The sequence below is a fragment of the Pantoea cypripedii genome, assembly GCF_002095535.1.
Lineage (GTDB): Bacteria > Pseudomonadota > Gammaproteobacteria > Enterobacterales > Enterobacteriaceae > Pantoea > Pantoea cypripedii.
Window position 1 is genome coordinate 177,873 of the sequence record NZ_MLJI01000002.1, and the last position, 18,306, is coordinate 196,178.

18 protein-coding genes and 1 pseudogene are annotated in these 18,306 nt (G+C 51.6%); 8 read left to right on the top strand and 11 right to left on the bottom strand.

Annotated elements, in window-relative coordinates; all coding sequences use genetic code 11:
• Positions 1 to 19: 19 nt before the first annotated feature.
• Positions 20 to 778 (bottom strand): bifunctional nicotinamidase/pyrazinamidase, encoded by a 759-nt coding sequence (gene pncA / locus HA50_RS21910; protein ID WP_084878960.1) that lies wholly within the window; start codon positions 776 to 778, stop codon positions 20 to 22.
• A 458-nt stretch (positions 779 to 1,236) separates the two neighbouring features.
• On the opposite strand from pncA, the gene HA50_RS21915 reads away from it, so the two are divergent.
• On the top strand, positions 1,237 to 1,845 hold the full coding sequence (locus HA50_RS21915) for a GntR family transcriptional regulator (protein ID WP_276329384.1): 609 nt from the start codon (positions 1,237 to 1,239) through the stop codon (positions 1,843 to 1,845).
• A gap of 43 nt (positions 1,846 to 1,888) precedes the next feature.
• Here HA50_RS21915 and HA50_RS21920 read toward each other — a convergent pair whose 3' ends face one another.
• From HA50_RS21920 to HA50_RS21945, 6 genes are read right to left on the bottom strand one after another with little or no spacing between them, the layout of a single operon-like run.
• Positions 1,889 to 2,107 carry an FmdB family zinc ribbon protein gene (locus HA50_RS21920; protein WP_084878962.1) on the bottom strand — a complete coding sequence of 73 codons (219 nt, stop codon included), beginning with the start codon at positions 2,105 to 2,107 and terminating at the stop codon, positions 1,889 to 1,891.
• 9 nt (positions 2,108 to 2,116) lie between these two features.
• Entirely contained in the window at positions 2,117 to 3,541 is a 1,425-nt protein-coding gene (hydA, locus tag HA50_RS21925; RefSeq protein ID WP_084878963.1) for a dihydropyrimidinase, read from the bottom strand.
• An 18-nt stretch (positions 3,542 to 3,559) separates the two neighbouring features.
• Positions 3,560 to 4,501 carry a dihydrodipicolinate synthase family protein gene (locus HA50_RS21930; protein ID WP_084878964.1) on the bottom strand — a complete coding sequence of 314 codons (942 nt, stop codon included), beginning with the start codon at positions 4,499 to 4,501 and terminating at the stop codon, positions 3,560 to 3,562.
• A 7-nt stretch (positions 4,502 to 4,508) separates the two neighbouring features.
• Positions 4,509 to 5,666: an NAD(P)/FAD-dependent oxidoreductase gene (locus tag HA50_RS21935; protein ID WP_084878965.1), complete on the bottom strand. Its 1,158-nt coding sequence runs from the start codon at positions 5,664 to 5,666 to the stop codon at positions 4,509 to 4,511.
• Complete coding sequence (locus HA50_RS21940) at positions 5,663 to 7,078, bottom strand: NAD(P)/FAD-dependent oxidoreductase (RefSeq protein ID WP_084878966.1); 1,416 nt, start codon at positions 7,076 to 7,078, stop codon at positions 5,663 to 5,665. Before HA50_RS21940 ends, HA50_RS21935 begins: the two co-directional genes overlap by 4 nt.
• A complete protein-coding gene (locus HA50_RS21945; protein ID WP_084878967.1) occupies positions 7,065 to 7,349 on the bottom strand; it encodes a (2Fe-2S)-binding protein in 285 nt (94 codons plus the stop codon). The genes HA50_RS21940 and HA50_RS21945 overlap by 14 nt, the downstream gene beginning before the upstream one ends.
• A 158-nt stretch (positions 7,350 to 7,507) precedes the next feature.
• Here HA50_RS21945 and HA50_RS21950 point away from each other — a divergent pair, with 158 nt between their 5' ends.
• From HA50_RS21950 to HA50_RS21980, 7 genes are all read left to right on the top strand, one after another.
• Complete coding sequence (locus HA50_RS21950) at positions 7,508 to 8,326, top strand: transporter substrate-binding domain-containing protein (protein WP_084878968.1); 819 nt, start codon at positions 7,508 to 7,510, stop codon at positions 8,324 to 8,326.
• Between the two features lie 67 nt (positions 8,327 to 8,393).
• Entirely contained in the window at positions 8,394 to 9,062 is a 669-nt protein-coding gene (locus tag HA50_RS21955) for an amino acid ABC transporter permease (RefSeq protein WP_084878969.1), read from the top strand.
• On the top strand, positions 9,062 to 9,751 hold the full coding sequence (locus HA50_RS21960; RefSeq protein ID WP_084878970.1) for an amino acid ABC transporter permease: 690 nt from the start codon (positions 9,062 to 9,064) through the stop codon (positions 9,749 to 9,751). Before HA50_RS21955 ends, HA50_RS21960 begins: the two co-directional genes overlap by 1 nt.
• Entirely contained in the window at positions 9,729 to 10,466 is a 738-nt protein-coding gene (locus HA50_RS21965) for an amino acid ABC transporter ATP-binding protein (protein ID WP_084878971.1), read from the top strand. The genes HA50_RS21960 and HA50_RS21965 overlap by 23 nt, the downstream gene beginning before the upstream one ends.
• Positions 10,467 to 10,505: 39 nt before the next feature.
• Positions 10,506 to 11,708, top strand: coding sequence for a pyridoxal-phosphate-dependent aminotransferase family protein (locus HA50_RS21970; protein ID WP_420851489.1), 1,203 nt, complete (start codon positions 10,506 to 10,508; stop codon positions 11,706 to 11,708).
• 240 nt (positions 11,709 to 11,948) lie between these two features.
• Positions 11,949 to 12,959 carry a PstS family phosphate ABC transporter substrate-binding protein gene (locus HA50_RS21975; protein WP_139811002.1) on the top strand — a complete coding sequence of 337 codons (1,011 nt, stop codon included), beginning with the start codon at positions 11,949 to 11,951 and terminating at the stop codon, positions 12,957 to 12,959.
• On the top strand, positions 12,956 to 13,876 hold the full coding sequence (locus tag HA50_RS21980; protein ID WP_139811003.1) for a PstS family phosphate ABC transporter substrate-binding protein: 921 nt from the start codon (positions 12,956 to 12,958) through the stop codon (positions 13,874 to 13,876). The genes HA50_RS21975 and HA50_RS21980 overlap by 4 nt, the downstream gene beginning before the upstream one ends.
• A 41-nt stretch (positions 13,877 to 13,917) precedes the next feature.
• Here the strand turns inward: HA50_RS21980 and HA50_RS21985 are convergent.
• From HA50_RS21985 to HA50_RS22000, 4 genes and pseudogenes are all read right to left on the bottom strand, one after another.
• A pseudogene (locus HA50_RS21985) lies at positions 13,918 to 14,950 on the bottom strand (ABC transporter ATP-binding protein).
• A gap of 1 nt (position 14,951) precedes the next feature.
• Positions 14,952 to 16,484 (bottom strand): ABC transporter permease, encoded by a 1,533-nt coding sequence (locus HA50_RS21990; protein ID WP_244193699.1) that lies wholly within the window; start codon positions 16,482 to 16,484, stop codon positions 14,952 to 14,954.
• Positions 16,485 to 16,544: 60 nt separating this feature from the next.
• The gene (locus HA50_RS21995; RefSeq protein WP_139811004.1) at positions 16,545 to 17,558 is read right to left on the bottom strand and encodes an iron ABC transporter substrate-binding protein; all 1,014 of its coding nucleotides are present in this window, start codon (positions 17,556 to 17,558) and stop codon (positions 16,545 to 16,547) included.
• Between the two features lie 319 nt (positions 17,559 to 17,877).
• Entirely contained in the window at positions 17,878 to 18,246 is a 369-nt protein-coding gene (locus tag HA50_RS22000) for a helix-turn-helix domain-containing protein (RefSeq protein ID WP_084878977.1), read from the bottom strand.
• Between the last annotated feature and the right edge of the window lie 60 nt (positions 18,247 to 18,306).

Below are 18,306 nucleotides of genomic sequence, written 5' to 3' on the forward strand. Positions count from 1 at the left end.
GTTCGCTACCTTTTGCCCTTTAAGCGCGAACGACCGCCGTGATATCCGTTGAGTTAACTCGCTTAACACCCGCAGCCTGCATTTTATCCCAGGCGTCAGCCAGAGAACCGTCCAGATCAATACCTTTGGTGGCGTCTTCAATTACGCTCACGCTGAAGCCTTTTTTCACCGCATCCATTGCCGTCCAGCCAACACAAAAATCTGTCGCCACACCCACGACATAGAGTTCGCTGATCCCGCGTTCATGCAGATAGCCAGCCAGACCTGTTGGCGTACTGTGATCGGCTTCCTCAAAAGCAGAATAGCTGTCCAGTCCGATGTTGTAGCCTTTACGAATCACTAATTGCGCTTTATCTGTTTTTACCTGCTTGCTGATTTCAGCGCCTGAGTTGCCCTGCACACAATGATCGGGCCACAGCACCTGCGGACCATAGCTGGTTTCAATAACATCGAGCGGTTTTTTACCTTCGTGGCTGCTGGCAAAAGAGATATGTCCTACTGGATGCCAGTCCTGAGTCACAATGATATTATCAAATTTATCATACAGACTATTTATAACTGGAATGATCACATCGCTATCCTGAACCGCAAGCGAACCGCCGGGCAGGAAATCATTTTGCATATCGACAATGATCAATGCTCTTTGACTGTTCATTTTATTTCCTTTCAGGAATGTCTTATTACTATCAGCACTTTTCGCAAAGGCACTCCCCGTTGCAGCCAGCGCTGTTGCGCCTAATGACGCCACAATTAATTTTCGCCTTGATATATTATGCATTTTATTCCCTTAATTCATGATGCATGGTTAATTAAATGATTTATTTTTACGCACAAGCCATATTTGATAATGACAAAACGCCGGGTGATTATTTCTTTAACCCTGTCACATTAGCGTAACAGCATGATTTTATGAACCGCTATCAGGAGAGTGAAGTTCGTTTGCAATAATTTACTGCCATCAGGATGAACCGTGATAATTTTTAAGTCATTCCTTGATAAAAGAAAGAATTCTCTTCTTCTGTCAGCAGACTATCCAGCGAGACGCATTGCCATGTCGCTGCGCAAAACGGTTCAGCAGCAATTATCATCATGTTTTACCGGCTTTTCATGCTGGCTAATTCTCAGGTTTACTGCTTTTTTCAATCGTACACGTATTGTATACTTTCCAGTAAATGTCTTGATGGTGAGTACCAAGTGACCTCAGTAAAACAAACCTCTGCAGAAAAGTTAGGGGAAGTGGCCTATCAAATGCTTCGCCGTATGATCCTGGAAAAAACCCTCCGGAGCGGCGGCGCGGTGGTTGAAGGTCGTCTGGTTGAAGAACTTAATATTTCCCGGACACCGCTGCGTGAAGCGTTGCTGCGACTCGAAGGTGAAGGGTTGCTGGTCAGATCGAGCGCACGCTCCTATTCCGTTCGCTTTATTAGCGCGCAGGAATATTTTCAAATCATGAAAGTCCGCGAGCTGCTGGAAACCGAGGCGATTGCGCTGTCCATCAACAAAATTGATGCCGGGGTGATTGATCAACTGGCTGAGCAGGTGCAGTCCTTATCTGCGGGTCAGCCCGAACAAGCCTACTGGGATGTTGACGATACCGTACACACCCTCTTTGCTCAGCACTCGGGCAATGCGGTGCTGGCTCGGATGATTGAACAGGCCCGTACCCAGAGCCGGATGTTTGAACTGATCACCCCCTTTAACCGCATCGAAGAAGATCGTGAAGAACATCTGGCCATCCTGCATGCCTGGAAAAGCGGGGATGCCGCAGCGGCCAGCCTGGCAGTGAGAACGCACCTGAGAAACCTGTCGACATTCGTGATGAAAAGAATCACCGAAGGCAACTAAACGCGCGAGGGTATGCGCCGGACGCATACCCTCCCAACGTGGCTTACTTGATCTGCCCTGGGCAGCAGGGGCATCCCTCAACATGTAACGGGTTACGGACCTCCGCGCCAGGTTTACTGCGTAGCAACACCGGCTGGAAACTCAGTTTCCTTTCAGCATGTTGCGAACAAACCGGGCAGGGTGCAGGCTGATCGCGTTCCGCCACCGAACGACGCAATTCAAACGTGCCGCATTCCGGGCAATGATAGTCATAGTAAGGCATCGCGTTCTCCTACCACTTACCAACTTCACCACGGCGAACGAAACGTCCCTGACCGGTTCTGCCCACCCACTGGTCATCATTAACCAGCAGCTCACCGCGTAATAAGACCTTCTTAACTTTACCCTGCACCTGATGGCCTTCGAACAGCGTGAAGTCAACATCGCTATGCTGCGTCGCGGCGCTGATGGTGTGCTTTTCATTTGGATCAAAGATGACGATATCGGCATCGCTGCCCACAGCAATGGTGCCTTTTTGTGGGAACAGGCCGAACAATTTCGCCGGTGCCGTAGACATCAGCTCAACAAAGCGGTTCAGCGAAATGCGACCACTGCGCACGCCGCCGTCATACACCACGGTCATACGCGTCTCGACACCTGGCACGCCGTTAGGGATTTTGGAGAAATCATTCGCGCCGAGCGGCTTCTGATTAATTTTTCCTAAGTGGCCTTCTTTCATGCAATAGGGGCAATGGTCGGTGGAGATCAATTGCAGGTCATCGGTTTTCAGTGCTGTCCACAGCGCGTTTTGCGCCTCTTTGGATCGCAGCGGCGGGCTCATAACAAAACGCGCGCCATCAAAGCTGTCGGACTCGTCGCTGTCAGCGTAAGAAGACTCATCAAAGAACAGGTAATGCGGGCAGGTTTCAGCGAACACCGGAATGCCCAGGTCACGCGCTTCCACCACATGTTTCAATGCTTCTTTTGCAGATAAATGAACAAAGTAGACCGGTGCTTCGGCCAGTTCTGCCAGTTTGATCCCGCGGTGGGTCGCTTCACCTTCCAGTAGGGCGGGACGTGTCAGGGCGTGATGACGGGGGGAAGTGTGCCCCTGGGCCAGCGCTTCCTGAATTAACAATTCGACGATGGTGCCGTTTTCCGCATGCAGCGCGACCATCCCGCCATGCTGACCCACCATACGCATGGCCTGGAAAATGGCGGCATCATCCGACATCACGGTTCCCGGATACGCCATAAACATCTTGAAGCTGGAAACGCCTTCATGACGGATGGCATAGCGCATATCTTCCAGTACCTGTTTGTCCACCTCGGTGATGATGACGTGAAAGCCATAATCAATGCTGGCGACGTTATCCGCTTTGGATTGTGCACGCTCGATAGCCTGTAGCGGACTGGTGCCATGATTTTGCAAAGCAAAATCGATAATGGTGGTGGTACCACCAAATGCGGCCGAACGGGTGCCTGATTTAAAGTTATCGGCGGTGACCGAGGGGCCAAAGGTGTTTTCCATGTGGGTATGGCAGTCTACTCCGCCCGGAAACAGCAGCATGCCGCTAGCTTCAATCACCTGGCAGTTTGCCCCAGGTTGCAGGTTCAGTCCGATGCTGACTATCTTTTCATTCTCAATAAGAATGTCGGCGTGATAATCGTCGACAGCAGTGATAATGCGCCCACCGCGAATCAGGGTACTCGTCATGTTGGTCTCCGCTTGCAATTAGGAATTGGCAGTAAAGGATTGTGCAAAAGCCAGCGCCTTCGCTAACCGCTGGCGCTGTGCATCGTCAACGGCAGGCACTGGCGGGCGGGGCATGGCATGGGGAAGGTGCCCGGCAATATGCAGGCAGGCTTTTAAACGTGCATTGGCATGGGTGCCAGGCCAGGTGCCATAAATCTCCTTCGCCAATGGATAAACAAACTGATGCAATCGTTGCGCTTCAGCGAGGTTCTGTTCCTGCATCGCGTTGTACAGCGCCACCACCAGTTCCGGGACTACCGCCGCCAGACTCACCAGGCTGCCATCGGTGCCCAGCGCAAAGCAGGTCAGCAGATGCTCATCACCCGAAGCCATCACGGCAACGTGCGGTGCAACTTCACGCACCAATCGCAGATTCGCCTCATAGGTGGCGGTTTCCCAGCTGCCTTCTTTTACCGCAACCACGTTGGGTAAACAGACCAGTTGCTGCAGCAGGCTGGGTGGATACGCCATACCTCCGCTGCTCACTCCCGACTGATACAGCATCATGGGTAAGGCAGCGTTTTGGTTGGCGATCCGGTGGTGATTGAGTACCGTTTTATCGTCGGTTGAGAGTGTCCAGGAGTAGGGTGGGAACAGCAGAATGGCATCGGCCCCGGCAGCTTTCGCATCATCGGCCTGAGCCTGCGCATCGTAACTGTCTTCAGCGTTGAGACCGGCCACCAGTAACGTATCTGGCGGGCACACCTGACGAGCCAGAGTGACCACCCGGCGTTTTTCCTCACGCGAGAGCGCGAAGTTTTCGCCCGCATGCCCGTTGATCAACAAACCGCGGATCCCTGCCACCTGCGAAACCTGGCGCAAATGCGCAATCAGGCTCGCTTCATCAATGTATTTGCCGGTCTCGTCCATTGGACAGACTGTCGCCGCATACACACCCTGGTAATGGTGTAACTCTTTCATTTTGTTATTAGCCTCTGGAAAAGGAAGCGACCGCGTCGTTTTCATTGGGTAGCAGTCGTGAGGGATCGAAAAGCGGCATGTCTGGTTGCTGACCTAAAATCTGCTGAGCCAGCAACTTGCCCATATATGGGCCGCTGGTATAGCCGGAGTGGACGCATCCGATAACGTAGAGATCCGGGTGCTGCGGTACTGCACCTATCATCGGCATCGCATCGGCGGTTTCGGACTCCAGGCCAAGCCAGATACGGGCGACGCGGGCGGACGCCAGTGCCGGGACCGCATGTTGCCCCAGCCGCAGGTTACCGATCAGGTTCTCGGGAATGGTTTCTCTGCCGCCCAGTTCACGCGAACCGATACCCTGCCAGCCACCGCCAATCACCACGGTGCCATTTGCAAACTGCTTCATGGAGAGCAGGCCATTGGCGATGCTCAGGACTGAACGCATCACCGGCGGCATCCTTTCAGTCACAATCAGCTGGTTGATCAGGGTTTTAACCGGAATGGTAATACCGACCATCTTCAGCATCGGTTCCAGCCAGACACCGCCAGCCAGCACCAGCCGGGCGGACTCAACAGACTGGCTGCGATCTGCGGTCGAAACGCGATACCTCGCGTTCTGGCGTTCAATATGTCCCACCGGGAATTGCTCCATGATGGTCACCCCGGCGGCTCGTAACGCCGCATGAAACGCACGACCGGTCAGATAGGCGCTGGCGAAACCGTCTATTTCACAAAAGGCCGCCGCCTTGATGGAACCATTAATGCCGGGATCGATCGCCATCGCTTGCTGTGGGGAGATGATCGAGATATCTGCACCATATTCACGCCGCGCGGCGGCACGTTCCTCCAGCATAGCGACTTCGGCATCGGTAAACGCGAGGGATAAACCGGGCGCATGGGTCGCTAACACGCCCTGACCCAGCCAGGTTTCCGGCTGCATCCACATTTCCCAGGCTTTCATGGCGTAGGGCACCAGTGCCGCGCGGGTCATGTGCAGCGTTAACGTACCCGCATTGACGCCGGATGCACTGCGGCACAGGGCATTGCGTTCCACCACCACCACGCGCATCCCGGCTTTCGCCAGAAACAGCGCGGTGGAGCAGCCCATAACACCGCCGCCCACGATGCACACATCAAAGTGTGATGAAGGGTTAAGTACACTCACAGGGGGGCCGCCTTAGGAATCGGAATGTCTGCATAGTCGTAGTCACCGGTCATGTCGCTGATGGTGAGAGGACGAAGTGGGGTGCGGGGAGAGAAGATCCCGACAGATTCACGCGACACGCCTTGTTTGTTGGCCAGCAGTTCGGCAGCAATATCACCACAGGTGCGTCCCTGGCAGGGCCCCATGCCACAGCGCGTCCAGGCTTTCAGCTGGTTAACATCCCTGGCTCCGGCCTCGCAGGCCTGTTCAATTTCCGCGCGCGTGACGTCTTCACAGCGGCAAACCACGGTATCCTGCGGGATGCTCTCAACATGGCCTTCGCGCAGTGCCATCATCGCGGCCATCTTCTGACCGAAACGGGCGGCGTGCTGCCAGGCTTTGGTCAGGTTCTCCGCCTCAGACGCGGCCGCAGTTTCACCGCGAATGAGCGCCACACAGGCCAGCCCGACCCGTTTTCCCTGCTCAATGGCCGCAGCGGCACCGCGAATACCGGCGCTGTCGCCAGCAACAAACAACCGTTCACGGCTGGTCTGGCCATTTTCATCCGTCTGTGCAATCCAGCCTCCCGCTTCACGGGAATAATCATGTTTTGCATGCAGCAGCCGCGTAATGTCGGTAGAAGGTGTCAGACCATGACCAACGGCAACGCAATCCACCAGAATCTGTTTCGTGGGACCGGCGATGGGCCGCGCTGAGGCATCACACGGAGCCAGCTCAGCCAGTAACTGATCGCCTTGTGCAGTCACTTTCACCAGGGTATGGCGTGAATAAATCGGTACCCTGGCGCGCAAAATAGGTAAGCCATAGCCGAGGCTTTGTTTGAAAATAGCAGGGCGGCTCAACAACGCTGCGGCTGTGCTGCACCACTCGCCACGCGAGGCAATATCCACAATGCCCTTCACCTGGCCGCCCGCTTTGAGGGTATTACCCGCTACGGCCACCAGCAGAGGTCCGCACCCGGCCACCAGGGTGGTGTTGCCCGGCAAGGTGCGCTGCGATTTGAGTAAAATCGTCGCCGCTGCCAGACCAATAACCCCGGGCAGCGTCCACCCTTCAAAGGGCACTACGCGTTCTGTGGTGCCACTCGCCACCAGCAGCACCGTCGTGGTGCAGGACATTGAACCCGCCGGCCCAAGGGCATCCACACGATAATCGCCGGTTACCGCCCACACCGTATGCCCTAAAAAGAGGCACACGTTGCTTCGTGATAGTTCATCGCGCAAGGTTTCACCGGCCCTGAATTCCGCACCGTCCATTTTTGCGTCTGGCATGATCGGCGCGCGATATACCTGCCCCCCGGCAGCGCTATTTTCGTCGAATAGCGCGACACGCAGTCCTTTCGCTGCTGCCAGCAGTGCCGCCGAAACACCAGCCGGCCCGGCACCTAACACGATCAGGTCATAATGATTCATAAGGATCGATATCCGGTACGGAGTGAACAATCAGATCAGCACTGGCCTCAGTTTTGCAAGCTAATACCCGCTTACCCTCCACCATGACCAGGCACTCCTGACACGACCCCATCAGGCAAAACATGCCACGGGGTTGATGTTGATGAGGACTGAAGCGCAACGTTTTGAGGCCACTCGAAAAAAGCGCGGCGGCAATGCTCTGGCCCTTCAAGGCCATATATCCCTGATTGTCAAAAACGAAACGGACGTTTTTCCCTGAAATGTGCTGCATAAAGTCACCCTTTTTGGTCGACAACTGCTCATTGAGGCTTGACAAGATGGAAGGCATGGTATCGTATACCAATCGTATATGTAAAGCATACGAAGTTTATATCGTTGGTAATTTGCCAACACCAGGGTAAGCAATCAGACGACGCCGGGAGTTAAATAATGAGTAAAATTAGTATGTTGGGAAAAATGGTTATCGCGAGTTGTATTGCCAGCGCGCTGTTTGGCGCAGCAACGGCCAACGCCAGATCGCTGGATGAGATCATGAAATCCAAAACGCTGATCGTCGGCGTGAATCCAAATCTCCCGCCGTTAGGGGTGTATGACGATAAAAATCAGATCTCTGGTTTTGATGCGACCGTAGCGAAAAAAATTGCCGATTCGATGGGGGTGAAGCTGGAACTGGTTGCAGTTGGGTCGAATGACCGCGTGCCCTTTATCATGTCTGACAAGATTGATGCGGTGATGGGCGGGATGACCCGTAATGATGACCGCATGAAAGTGGTCGATTTCACCGATCCGGTTAACACCGAAGTGCTGGGCATTCTCACGACCGAGAAAAAGCCCTACAAAAAATGGCAGGATTTGAATGATCCGTCAGTGAAACTGGTGCAGGTACGTGGCACCACGCCAATTAAATATATCCAGGACAATATTCCCAAGGCACAGCTGTTAATCCTCGATAACTACCCGGATGCCGTGCGCGCCATTGCCCAGGGCCGTGCCGATGCTTTGATTGACGTGCTCGATTTCATGCTGGATTACACCAAAAAATATCCCACCAAATGGCATGTCGTGGATGACCCGATTGAGGTGGATTACGACTGTATCGCCGTCAGCAAAGGCAACACAGCGCTGCGCGAGAAGTTAAATACCGAGATCGCCTCGCTGCATAAATCAGGCTTTATCGGCAGCAGCTGGAAGAAATGGTTCGGTCACGCCATGTTGCATGATCCCACCGCCTCGCCGACGAAATACTGATTTTCGTTCTGATTAAATCGGGCGCCCGGAAGGTCAGGGCGCCCTTGTGTGATTGAGCATTGTTCTGATGAACCTGAATTTTTTTCCTATTCTCGATCAACTGCCTTACCTGTTGGGCGGAGCCTGGATTAGCCTGCAACTGGCAGTGCTGGCCTTCGCCTTTGGTATGGTGATTGCGATGATTTGTACCAGCATCCTGCGCTATGGTCCCAGGCTGGCAGGCAAATTCATTAACGCCTATGTGATTTTTGCCACCAATACTCCGCAGCTGGTGCAGATCTATTTTCTGTTTTTTGCGCTGCCAGAAGTCGGTATTTTGCTTTCGCCGTTTACGGCGGTGCTGATCGGCGCCACTTTTAACGCGGGTGCCTATTTGTGCGAAATCCAGCGCGCAGGTTTCGATTCTGTCCGCCGTATGGAAATTGAAGCCGCAGAAGTTCTGGGATTCTCGCGTATCCAAATCATCCGTTACGTCATCCTTCCGCATGTGATCAAGGTGATGTTCCGCCCCCTCTCGAACCAGTTCATTGTTATGACTCTGGGTACCTCGATGGCCTCCATGTTTGGCGTCGAAGAACTCACCGGTCGCACCTATAACCTGAGTTCACAAACTTATTTGTCGGTGGAATCCTTCTCAGTGGCTGCCGTTATTTATATCGCTATCACCATTCTTGCCACCTTTGCCCTGGCCATTATGGGGCGGTTTCTGTTTCGAGCCAGGACGGGGGTATTTTAATGAGCTACTTCGACTGGTCGGAAATTACCGGGCTGTTCTCGTACTACAACCTGTTGCTGTTATTACAGGGTCTGGGTATCACGCTGGCACTGTCGGCGTTTGGTTGCCTGATTGGTTTTCTGGCGGGCTTCGTGCTGGCAGTGGTGATCAATACCAAAGCGGCGATGCTGTCACCACTGCGCGGGGTGGTACATGTCTACTTCTTTATTTTCCGGCGTATTCCTTTTCTGGTGACGTTATTTCTGGTGTTTTTTATCAGCCAGTATTCCGGACTGCGCTTTTCCACCTTCACCGTGGCGTTGATCAGCGTATGTATTATCGCCGCGGCTTACTTAGGGGAAATCATCCGCAGTGGTCTGGAATCCGTGCATCATAACCAGTGGGAAGCGGCGGTCACGCTGAATTTTTCCTATTTGCAGACACTGCGCTACGTGATCATTCCGCAGTCTCTGACGGTGGTGATCCCGCCAACCTTCAGCTTCTTTGTTATGTACATCAAAGACACGACGCTTGCCTCGCAGATTGGGGTGATGGAACTCACCTCCGCCAGCAAAATCCTTTCTGATAAAGGTTATTCGGCCACGCTGGTTTATGCCGTCGTCCTCATGCTTTATTTCATTGTGTCTTATCCGTTATCGCGTCTGGGTAAGCGTCTGGAGAGAAAAATTGCCACAGCTCGACATCATTAAATTAAAAGCCGCCTATAACGACCAGCCCGTGCTGGAGAATGTCACTTTATCGGTGGAGAAGGGCGACATTGTCAGCCTGATCGGTCCTTCTGGTTCTGGCAAAAGTACCTTGTTGCGCGTGCTGATGGGATTGCTGCTACCGAAAGAGGGGCAGGTTTTGCTGGAAAACAGCGTGGTGGATTACACCAATAAAAATGAGTTACGTCAGCTGCGTGAGTCCATCGCGATTGTGTTTCAGCAGTACAACCTGTTCCAGAATATGACCGTGCTGGAAAACGTGATGATCACGCCAACCAAAATTAAAGGCTGGTCGAAGAAGGAAGTGGAGCAGGATGCGCGTCGCCTGCTGGAACGGGTGGGGCTGTCACATCGCATCAATGCTTACCCGGATCAACTCTCCGGCGGCCAGCAGCAGCGAGTGGCGATTGCCCGAGCGCTGGCACTGAAGCCGACCATTCTGCTGCTGGATGAAGTGACAGCAGCACTCGACCCTGAGATGGTCAACGAGGTGTTGGATACCATCCGCGAACTGGCCTCTGAAGGGATCACCATGTTTATCGTTTCTCATGAGATGAGTTTTGTCCGTGAAGTGTCGTCGAAGGTGGTGTTTATGGCCGATGGACAGGTGGTGGAAACCGGTTCACCACAGCAGGTATTTGATGCTCCCATCCACGAGCGTACCCGCCAGTTTGTCAGCAAAATATTACGTCACTAACAGCAGGAATATTCTTTGAACAAGCATGTTTTCACCCAGATGAATCCCCCTCAGCGTCTGTTAATGGGACCCGGTCCGATCAATGCAGACCCTCGTGTATTGCGGGCGATGTCAGCACAACTTATTGGGCAATATGACCCGGCCATGACGGCATACATGAACGAAGTCATGATGCTGTATCGTTCGGTGTTCCGCACCGCGAACCACTGGACCTTGCTGGTTGATGGCACTTCCCGTGCGGGCATTGAGGCGATTCTGGTGTCGGCCATTCGGCCAGGCGATAAAGTTCTGGTGCCGGTTTTTGGTCGCTTCGGGCATTTATTATGTGAAATCGCCCGTCGTTGCCAGGCGGAAGTTCACACCATTGAGACCCCCTGGGGGACGGTGTTTACACCAGATCAGATCGAAGATGCCATCAAACGCGTTCGACCAACCATGTTGTTAACCGTGCATGGTGATACCTCAACCACCATGCGACAACCACTGGAAGAATTAGGGGCAATTTGCCAACGTTATGGCGTACTTTTTTATACTGATGCCACCGCGACTCTCGGCGGCAACCCTCTCGAAACCGATGCATGGGGCTTAGATGCAGTCTCCGCCGGGATGCAAAAATGCCTGGGCGGCTCCGCCGGAACATCGCCGGTTACGCTGAGTGAGCCGATGGCTGACTACATCCAGCGACGTCGTCACGTCGAAGAAGGCATACGCGATGACAGACATCATGATGGTGACGAACCCATCATCTCTTCTAATTATTTCGATCTCGCCATGATCATGGATTACTGGGGTAGTGAACGGCTTAACCACCATACCGAAGCGACATCAGCGCTGTATGGTGCGCGTGAGTGCGCCCGCCTGATTGTGCAGGAAGGCCTGGATGCGGGCATCGCCAGACATGCGCTGCACGGCGATGCGTTACGTGCCGGCGTTGAGGCGATGGGACTGGAGGTGTTCGGTGACCCTCAGCATAAGATGAATAATGTGCTGGGTATTAATATTCCTGACGGCCTGCATGACCAGCAAATCCGCGAATGTATGCTTAACGATTTCGGCATCGAAATCGGCACCTCATTCGGTCCATTAAAAGGAAAAATGTGGCGTATCGGCACCATGGGCTACAACGCCCGTAAGGATTGCGTACTGCAAACCCTCGCAGCACTGGAAGCGACCATCAACCGATATGGCTATAAAACTGTGCAGGGAAAAGCCATGGAAGCTGCGTGGAATAGGTATTCCTGATTACATAGCCAGGCTCAATGTTATCAGGCGTCGCTACGTGAAATCTGAGGAAAGAGCAGGGGAAAATCCTGCGGAATTTTGCCGTAGCGGCGCGATTTATCGCGCATCGTCCAGCGATGACGAGGGAAAACCCGCGTGATAAATCACGCCGCTACGGTCGAGGTGCGGTCCGGGGTGTGTGCGGATATCGTATTTAACATAATTTCTATTTAGCGAACTTTAATATCCGGTTGATTTTCATTGCTTTTATTGGAAAAAGAAATCATCACGTATGATACTGAGTGCGCTGCTTGCTGCTGCCGGTTACCTCATTTACGCGGTAAGCCTGGAAAATTGTTAATAGAGAAACAACGGATAATGAGTTCAACGATCTATACCGCGCATTTAAAAGCGCCAGACCCTCGGGTTTATAAGTTGGGAGCCTGTGAAAACAGCAGTGATGTTGCCCGTCAATTGATTGAAGCATTCAGCACTCACCAGCCAGAAAGGGAATATTTGGCGACGGCACTGGGGCAAGCATCAGTGTTTGCTTACATGATGACCGGCCAAAGCGCCATGGCACTGCTCGAACGCGAAATGACCCGTTTTGAAAGCGTGCCTTACCGTAAGCTGCTCGGCAGCCCGCCATTCGCTATCAGGGTAGCGATTTGTGCACCGGTTTCTGCCTGTGTGTATGTGCAGCGGGCAAATCCATTGCCACACATTACGTTGCAGCAGCTTAGTAAGGTATTTACGCGTGGCAATTCGGCGGGAGATTACTCCTCATGGGCTCAGCTGAATGTCGCTAATGCTGGCAGCCTTTACCCACTGCGTTTGCCCGATATCGCGCCACTCAACATATTCATGAGTCAGCATCACTTTAACCAGCGTCAGCCGGGTTGGAGTGGTGAATATGTCAGCACTACCGATGAGCTGCTCGAAAAACTGGCCAGCATGCCCACGGCGATTGGCATTGCTGAAGCGGGCCGTGAAAATTCACATATCCGCGCGCTGCCAATCTCTGACGAAGAGGGTCAGGTTTATGACGCAAGCCTGCATAATATGCAAAGCGGTGACTATCCCCTTACCCGCTATCTGCACCTTTATCTGCCAAAAAATCGGCACGGGATTATCAGCCAGCCGCTGATCGATTTTGCCAGTTTTGTGCTGTCAGCTACGGGACAACAAATCATCAACACACAGTCTCGCTACGCGTCTCTTTCTGACGATATGGTCAACCACCAGTCCAACCTTTTGGCTAATTGCTTATGAATACTGCTAGTACAACGACAACGCTGCCGATTATTGGTAATGACGGCATGGATTCGCTGGTTACACCATGGTGCGAACTTTTTCAGCGCCAACATCCAGAAATTCTGTTCACCTGCACCATGGAAGGTTCCTCAACGGCGATTATGGCGCTGGCGGCTAATGCCAGCTGGGTTGCGCCCATCTCTCGTTCTCCCTGGCAGTATGAGCTGGATGCATTTTTGCAGGTGAAAGGCTATGCCCCAACCTGCATCCATGTCGGCTATAACGGACATGGGCCGCGCGCGGATGCAAAAACCCCACCCGCTTTTTACGTTAATCAGCGTAACCCGCTGCAGGGGCTGACGATGGCACAGGTGCGTGCCCTTTTCGCCAGGGGAAATCCGCAGGGTGAGATCAGCATGTGGTCACAACTGGGTTTGCAGGAAGAATACCAGCATCGGCGCATTCATTTGTATGGCCTGCACGACGACGGTAAATATGCAACGGCATTTCGTCATCTGCACCTGCAGGGCCTTCCTTATCCGCCACACTATGAGCCTCTGCCAGATCGTCAGGCAGTGCTGGAAGCGGTGGCGAATGACCCGTTTGGCATCGGCACAGTGGGATGGTTTAATGCCGCAGCCTTTGCAAAGCAGACAAGAATTGTGGCGCTGGCCGCTGATGACCGTATGGATTACATGCTGCCAGATTTAGCCAATGTTGGCCGGGGAAACTATCCGTTATCCAGTTATGTCTCGCTCTATTTTGATCTGCCGCCGGGTCAAAAGCTCAACCCTGAACTGAAGACGTGGCTGTCACTCACCCTCTCCTCAGAGGGACAAGCCATCGTTGCTGCCCAAACGAATAGTGCCGAAGGCTATATTCCACTGGAGCCGTCCATGCTGGACATTCAGCGTCAACGCCTCGCGCAATTTTAACTTCGTCATGAGCTTCGTGATGGGTCCAAATAGATCATGCCTCAATTAACAATCACCGCCGAGCCGGAGATCAAAACATTCACCAGTATGCCTGGTCTTAAATCAGCACGCGTCACCACTTTAACGGTTATGGTCTGAACACTGGCATTAATCAGCAGCGTCAGTGTTGAAAAAAAACCCTGAAAAATCGATATGCATGATCGTTGCAACTGCATCACTTTGCCGGGCATGACAAGGTTCAATACGCAGTTGCTCAGGGCGTAGCATAACCGTGTGGCAGCCATCGGTGGGTGCATCAGGCACATCTATATCCCCCAAAGCCGTATACACCTTTGCGTCGCGAATTTGGCCTGGCAGAAGAATGGCGTCCCCCAGAAAGAGCGCCGTCTCCTGGTTAATTGGATTGGAATAGACCTCTATTGGCCGTCCAGTCTGAGCAAAACTGCCCTGACTGATAACAGCGATTTGAGTCGCAAAAGATAATGCCTCATTTTGGTCATGAGTCACTAATATTGAGGCCACTCCCGCTTCAGTTAACAATTCGGCGGTGGCTTTGCGAGTAGCATTCCTTAACCCGGCATCGAGCGCCGAGAAGGGTTCATCCAACAGCATTAAAGCGGGTTTTTGTGCTAATGCCCTTGCCAGGGCAACGCGTTGTTGCTGGCCACCAGAAATTTCATGGGGCCAGCGTTTCGCCAGGCTCTGATCCAGAGCAACCAGCTCCATCAACGCATGAACCTGCCGCTCTATTTCTTTTGACGTTCCTTTCAGCCCCCATGAGATATTTTTTGCGACGCTGAGATGTGGAAATAATGCACCTTCCTGTGGAACAAACCCTATTTTACGGTGATGAGGGGGAACAAAACTCTCTCCGGTGAATAGCGGCCTATCATTCAGTATGATCCTGCCACTGTCGGGTATTTCAAAGCCGGCAATAAGGCGAAGTAGCGTGGTTTTGCCAGAACCCGATGGGCCGACAATCGCTGTCCTGCTGCCAGAGGTAACACTTAAATTGATGTTATTTAAAACCTGAGCAGTGCCAAATTTTTTTGAAATATTTTCCAGCAATAACATCTCAATGTCCCATTAGCTTTTGCGAGTGAATATATAAAACCCCGGTAAGAGGCAAAGAAATTAATACCATTAAGAGCGCATAGGGAGCCGCGGCCACATAGTCAATTTCACTGGTTAAAGACCAGAAACCCATCGCTAAGGTTCGTGTTCCAATGGGTGAAAGCAGCAGCGTTGCGGTAAGTTCAGTGCTGATGCCCAGAAAGACAAGTGCGGCAGCGGTGGTTGCCCCCGGCGCAGCCAGTCTCATCGTAATTTTAAACACCGCCATCGCAGGTGATGTGCCGAGACTCTGTGCGACCTGTTCAAGTTCGACTGGTGCCTGAGAGACCCCTGCTCTGAGATTGATCAGTGCGCGGGGTGCAAACATCAGCAGCCAGGCCAGGAACAGCGTGATGTTGGTCTGATATACAGGCCGGGCATAATGGATAGTGACGGTCACCAGAGCAAGAGCAATCACAATCCCCGGCAAGGCGCTGGCAATGTAACTACAGTTCTCCAACAGGCGATAAAGACGAGCAGGATAGCGCACCACCAACCATGAAATGGGTATGGCAAACGCGGTAGTGATCATTGCACCCTGCAACGCCAGGGTAACGGTCTGACCCAGTGCACTCCATAACTCTGCGCTGATAAAATTATTGAGACCGCCAATCCATAGCCAGCGAGCGAGCGCCAATGTCGGTGTACCTAATGCCAGAGTGACCACCAGCGTGAAGCATGCTAATGCAAATAATCCTGAGAGCGGTGTCAGTTTTCGTTTGAGCTGTTTTCTGGCCGCCCCACTTCCTACCCGTGCATAGCGGGCTTTACCACGCGCCGCCGTTTCAACAACCATAACCATCAGGCAACATAGGGCGAGAACACCGGCAAGCATGTTGGCCATCGGTCCGTTAAATGCCGATTGGTATTGATCATAAATAGCGGTTGTGAAGGTATCAAAGCGAATCATCACAAACAGACCATACTCAGCCAACAGGTGCAGTGTGACCAGCAAAGCTCCGCCACAGACTGGCAAGCGCAGCTGAGGCAGGATGATGCGAAAGAATATTTTCACCGGACTGGCGCCCAGTGATGCAGCGACATCCTCTAAACTGGGATCAAAACGCCTCAGCATTGCCGCGACAGGCATGTAGATAAACGGGAAGTAAGCGAGTACCGCGATAAATGTTGCCGCGAATAACCCATTCATTCCGGGAAAAAAAGTGACCCACGCATAGCTTTGCACAAAGGCAGGAATAGCCAGCGGTGCCACCATGAGAACCGACCAGATACGGCGGCCCGGTAAATTGGTTTTCTCAGTTAACCACGCCAGAAGCGTACCCAGCACCACACAGGCGGGAACGGTGACGGTGATTAACCAAAAAGTATTAATCAGCAGTTCACCAACCCTGGGGCGGAAAATGAGCGCCTTAACGGTTTTCCATCCGGCGTCTATCCCTACGCTAATCACAAAACCTAAGGGTAATAGTGCCAGCAGTGCAATAACCATCGCCAGAACTGTCAATACCACATGGAATTTGGATGTGATTTTCATTCTGGTAAATTTACAACGGCTTGATGTTAAACCTGTCATCGGGCGCTCAAAATTTCACGGTTAAAGAAGTCCGGCTTCGATCATTAACTGACTCACTTTTTGGCTGTTGAGTGAAGCAGGATCAACTTTAGGGGCATTCAACTCGGATAATGGAACCAGTTTGGCATTTGATGCCAGTCCATCTCCCACTGCATACTCAAACGCATTGTTGGTTCGCAGCATTTCCTGGCCTTTTTTTCCGGTAATCCATTTAATAAATGATTGTGCTTGCTGCTGATGTTTACTTGAGGCTAATACGCCGCCGCCAGAAATGCTGACAAAGGCGCCGGGATCCTGATTTTTGAAATAATGAAGCGCAGTGTTTTTACTGTTTTCGCCGGTTTTAGCCTGGTCTACAAAGTAATAGTAATGGTAGATAATCCCACCATCGATCTGCCCAGCATTAATGGCTTTTAAAACAGTGCTGTTGCCTTTATAGGGTACAAAGTTGGTTTTCATTGCTTTGAGCCAGTCGAGCGTTGCGGCTTCACCTTTCAATGAAAGCATGGCGCTGACAATGGCCTGGAAATCTGCGCCAGATGGAGATGCAGCCCAGCGCCCCTTCCACTCAGGTTTTGCCAGGTCCATCATTGAGACAGGAAGTTGTGATTTGGTTATCCTGGCCGGGTTATAGGCAAATACCGTGCTACGCGCAGCGATGCCAATCCATTTGCCATGTGAAGGGCGATATTGTGCCGGGACCTGTTTTAATGTTTCTGGGTCAAGGGGTGAAAACAGTTTAGCGTTATCCACCAGAGTCATGGCAGGTGAGTTTTCAGTCAGGAAAACATCAGCAGGTGATTCCTTGCCCTCCTGAACGATTTGATTACCCAGTTCAGTATCTCCGCCATTGCGCACGGTGACCTTGATACCGGTTTCTTTGGTAAACTCATCCACCCATGACTTGGTCAGATTTTCATGCTGCGCATTATAAACCACAATACCGGTGTCATTTTCAGCAGCGCTGGCAGAGGAGAGAGAAATCAGGGAGGCAATGACAAGAGCGATCGAACTAAGTGGCAATAAACGATTCATTTTGATTCCTTGTATTGAAATGCTTAGTCATTAATTGGCACAGCGCAGGAATCTAAACATCCTGACACGAGAATGAGAATTGAAATTATTATCAAATGAGAGATTTGGAATTTATACTCGTAAAACTCAAACTAATAAGAGTTAAAAACTGGATTTAACAATCGACACATTGTAAAGCTTAAGAAAACCTTAGGGTCAGTGAAAATATACTGTAAACATATTCATAAGACTTAGTCATATCCTTATCTCACTGCCAGTAGGAGGCACCTCATTGGGATCAATACCAGCTTAATGTATATTATTAAAAAATACAGCACGTCTATATTTTATGAACAATTGAATCGGCATTATCATTATCTACAATTATGCCGGGGTAACACCTGTGCATCAAATAATTATTTCTTCTGTATACTGATGGTGGTGTTTTATATCTGCGGGTAAATACTCGGGTGAAAGATTGATGAGAATCAAATCCGTACCTTAAGGAAATGCTCAAAATAGGCTCATATCCACTGACAAGATCTTTTGCTGCAAAATAGAGTTTTCTATCAAGAACATATTGGCATAAGGTCTTATTAGTGTATTTCATAAATTCACGTTGTAAGTGCCACTTAGAATAACCAGATATTTTAGCTACATCTTTAACCTTCAGTGGTTTATTAATATTCCCATCAATCCACTCTTTAATTTCTTCTAGCTAGCTAGGTCGACTACTAGCGTATCCCATATCGCTATTCAGGAAACCAGT

Coding starts and splice junctions, on each gene's coding strand:
- pncA (WP_084878960.1), bottom strand. CDS start 778: ATGCATAATATATCAAGGCGAAAATTAATTGTGGCGTCATTAGGCGCA.
- HA50_RS21920 (WP_084878962.1), bottom strand. CDS start 2,107: ATGCCTTACTATGACTATCATTGCCCGGAATGCGGCACGTTTGAATTG.
- hydA (WP_084878963.1), bottom strand. CDS start 3,541: ATGACGAGTACCCTGATTCGCGGTGGGCGCATTATCACTGCTGTCGAC.
- HA50_RS21930 (WP_084878964.1), bottom strand. CDS start 4,501: ATGAAAGAGTTACACCATTACCAGGGTGTGTATGCGGCGACAGTCTGT.
- HA50_RS21940 (WP_084878966.1), bottom strand. CDS start 7,078: ATGAATCATTATGACCTGATCGTGTTAGGTGCCGGGCCGGCTGGTGTT.
- HA50_RS21945 (WP_084878967.1), bottom strand. CDS start 7,349: ATGCAGCACATTTCAGGGAAAAACGTCCGTTTCGTTTTTGACAATCAG.
- HA50_RS21950 (WP_084878968.1), top strand. CDS start 7,508: ATGAGTAAAATTAGTATGTTGGGAAAAATGGTTATCGCGAGTTGTATT.
- HA50_RS21955 (WP_084878969.1), top strand. CDS start 8,394: ATGAACCTGAATTTTTTTCCTATTCTCGATCAACTGCCTTACCTGTTG.
- HA50_RS21960 (WP_084878970.1), top strand. CDS start 9,062: ATGAGCTACTTCGACTGGTCGGAAATTACCGGGCTGTTCTCGTACTAC.
- HA50_RS21970 (WP_420851489.1), top strand. CDS start 10,506: ATGAATCCCCCTCAGCGTCTGTTAATGGGACCCGGTCCGATCAATGCA.
- HA50_RS21980 (WP_139811003.1), top strand. CDS start 12,956: ATGAATACTGCTAGTACAACGACAACGCTGCCGATTATTGGTAATGAC.
- HA50_RS21990 (WP_244193699.1), bottom strand. CDS start 16,484: ATGAAAATCACATCCAAATTCCATGTGGTATTGACAGTTCTGGCGATG.
- HA50_RS21995 (WP_139811004.1), bottom strand. CDS start 17,558: ATGAATCGTTTATTGCCACTTAGTTCGATCGCTCTTGTCATTGCCTCC.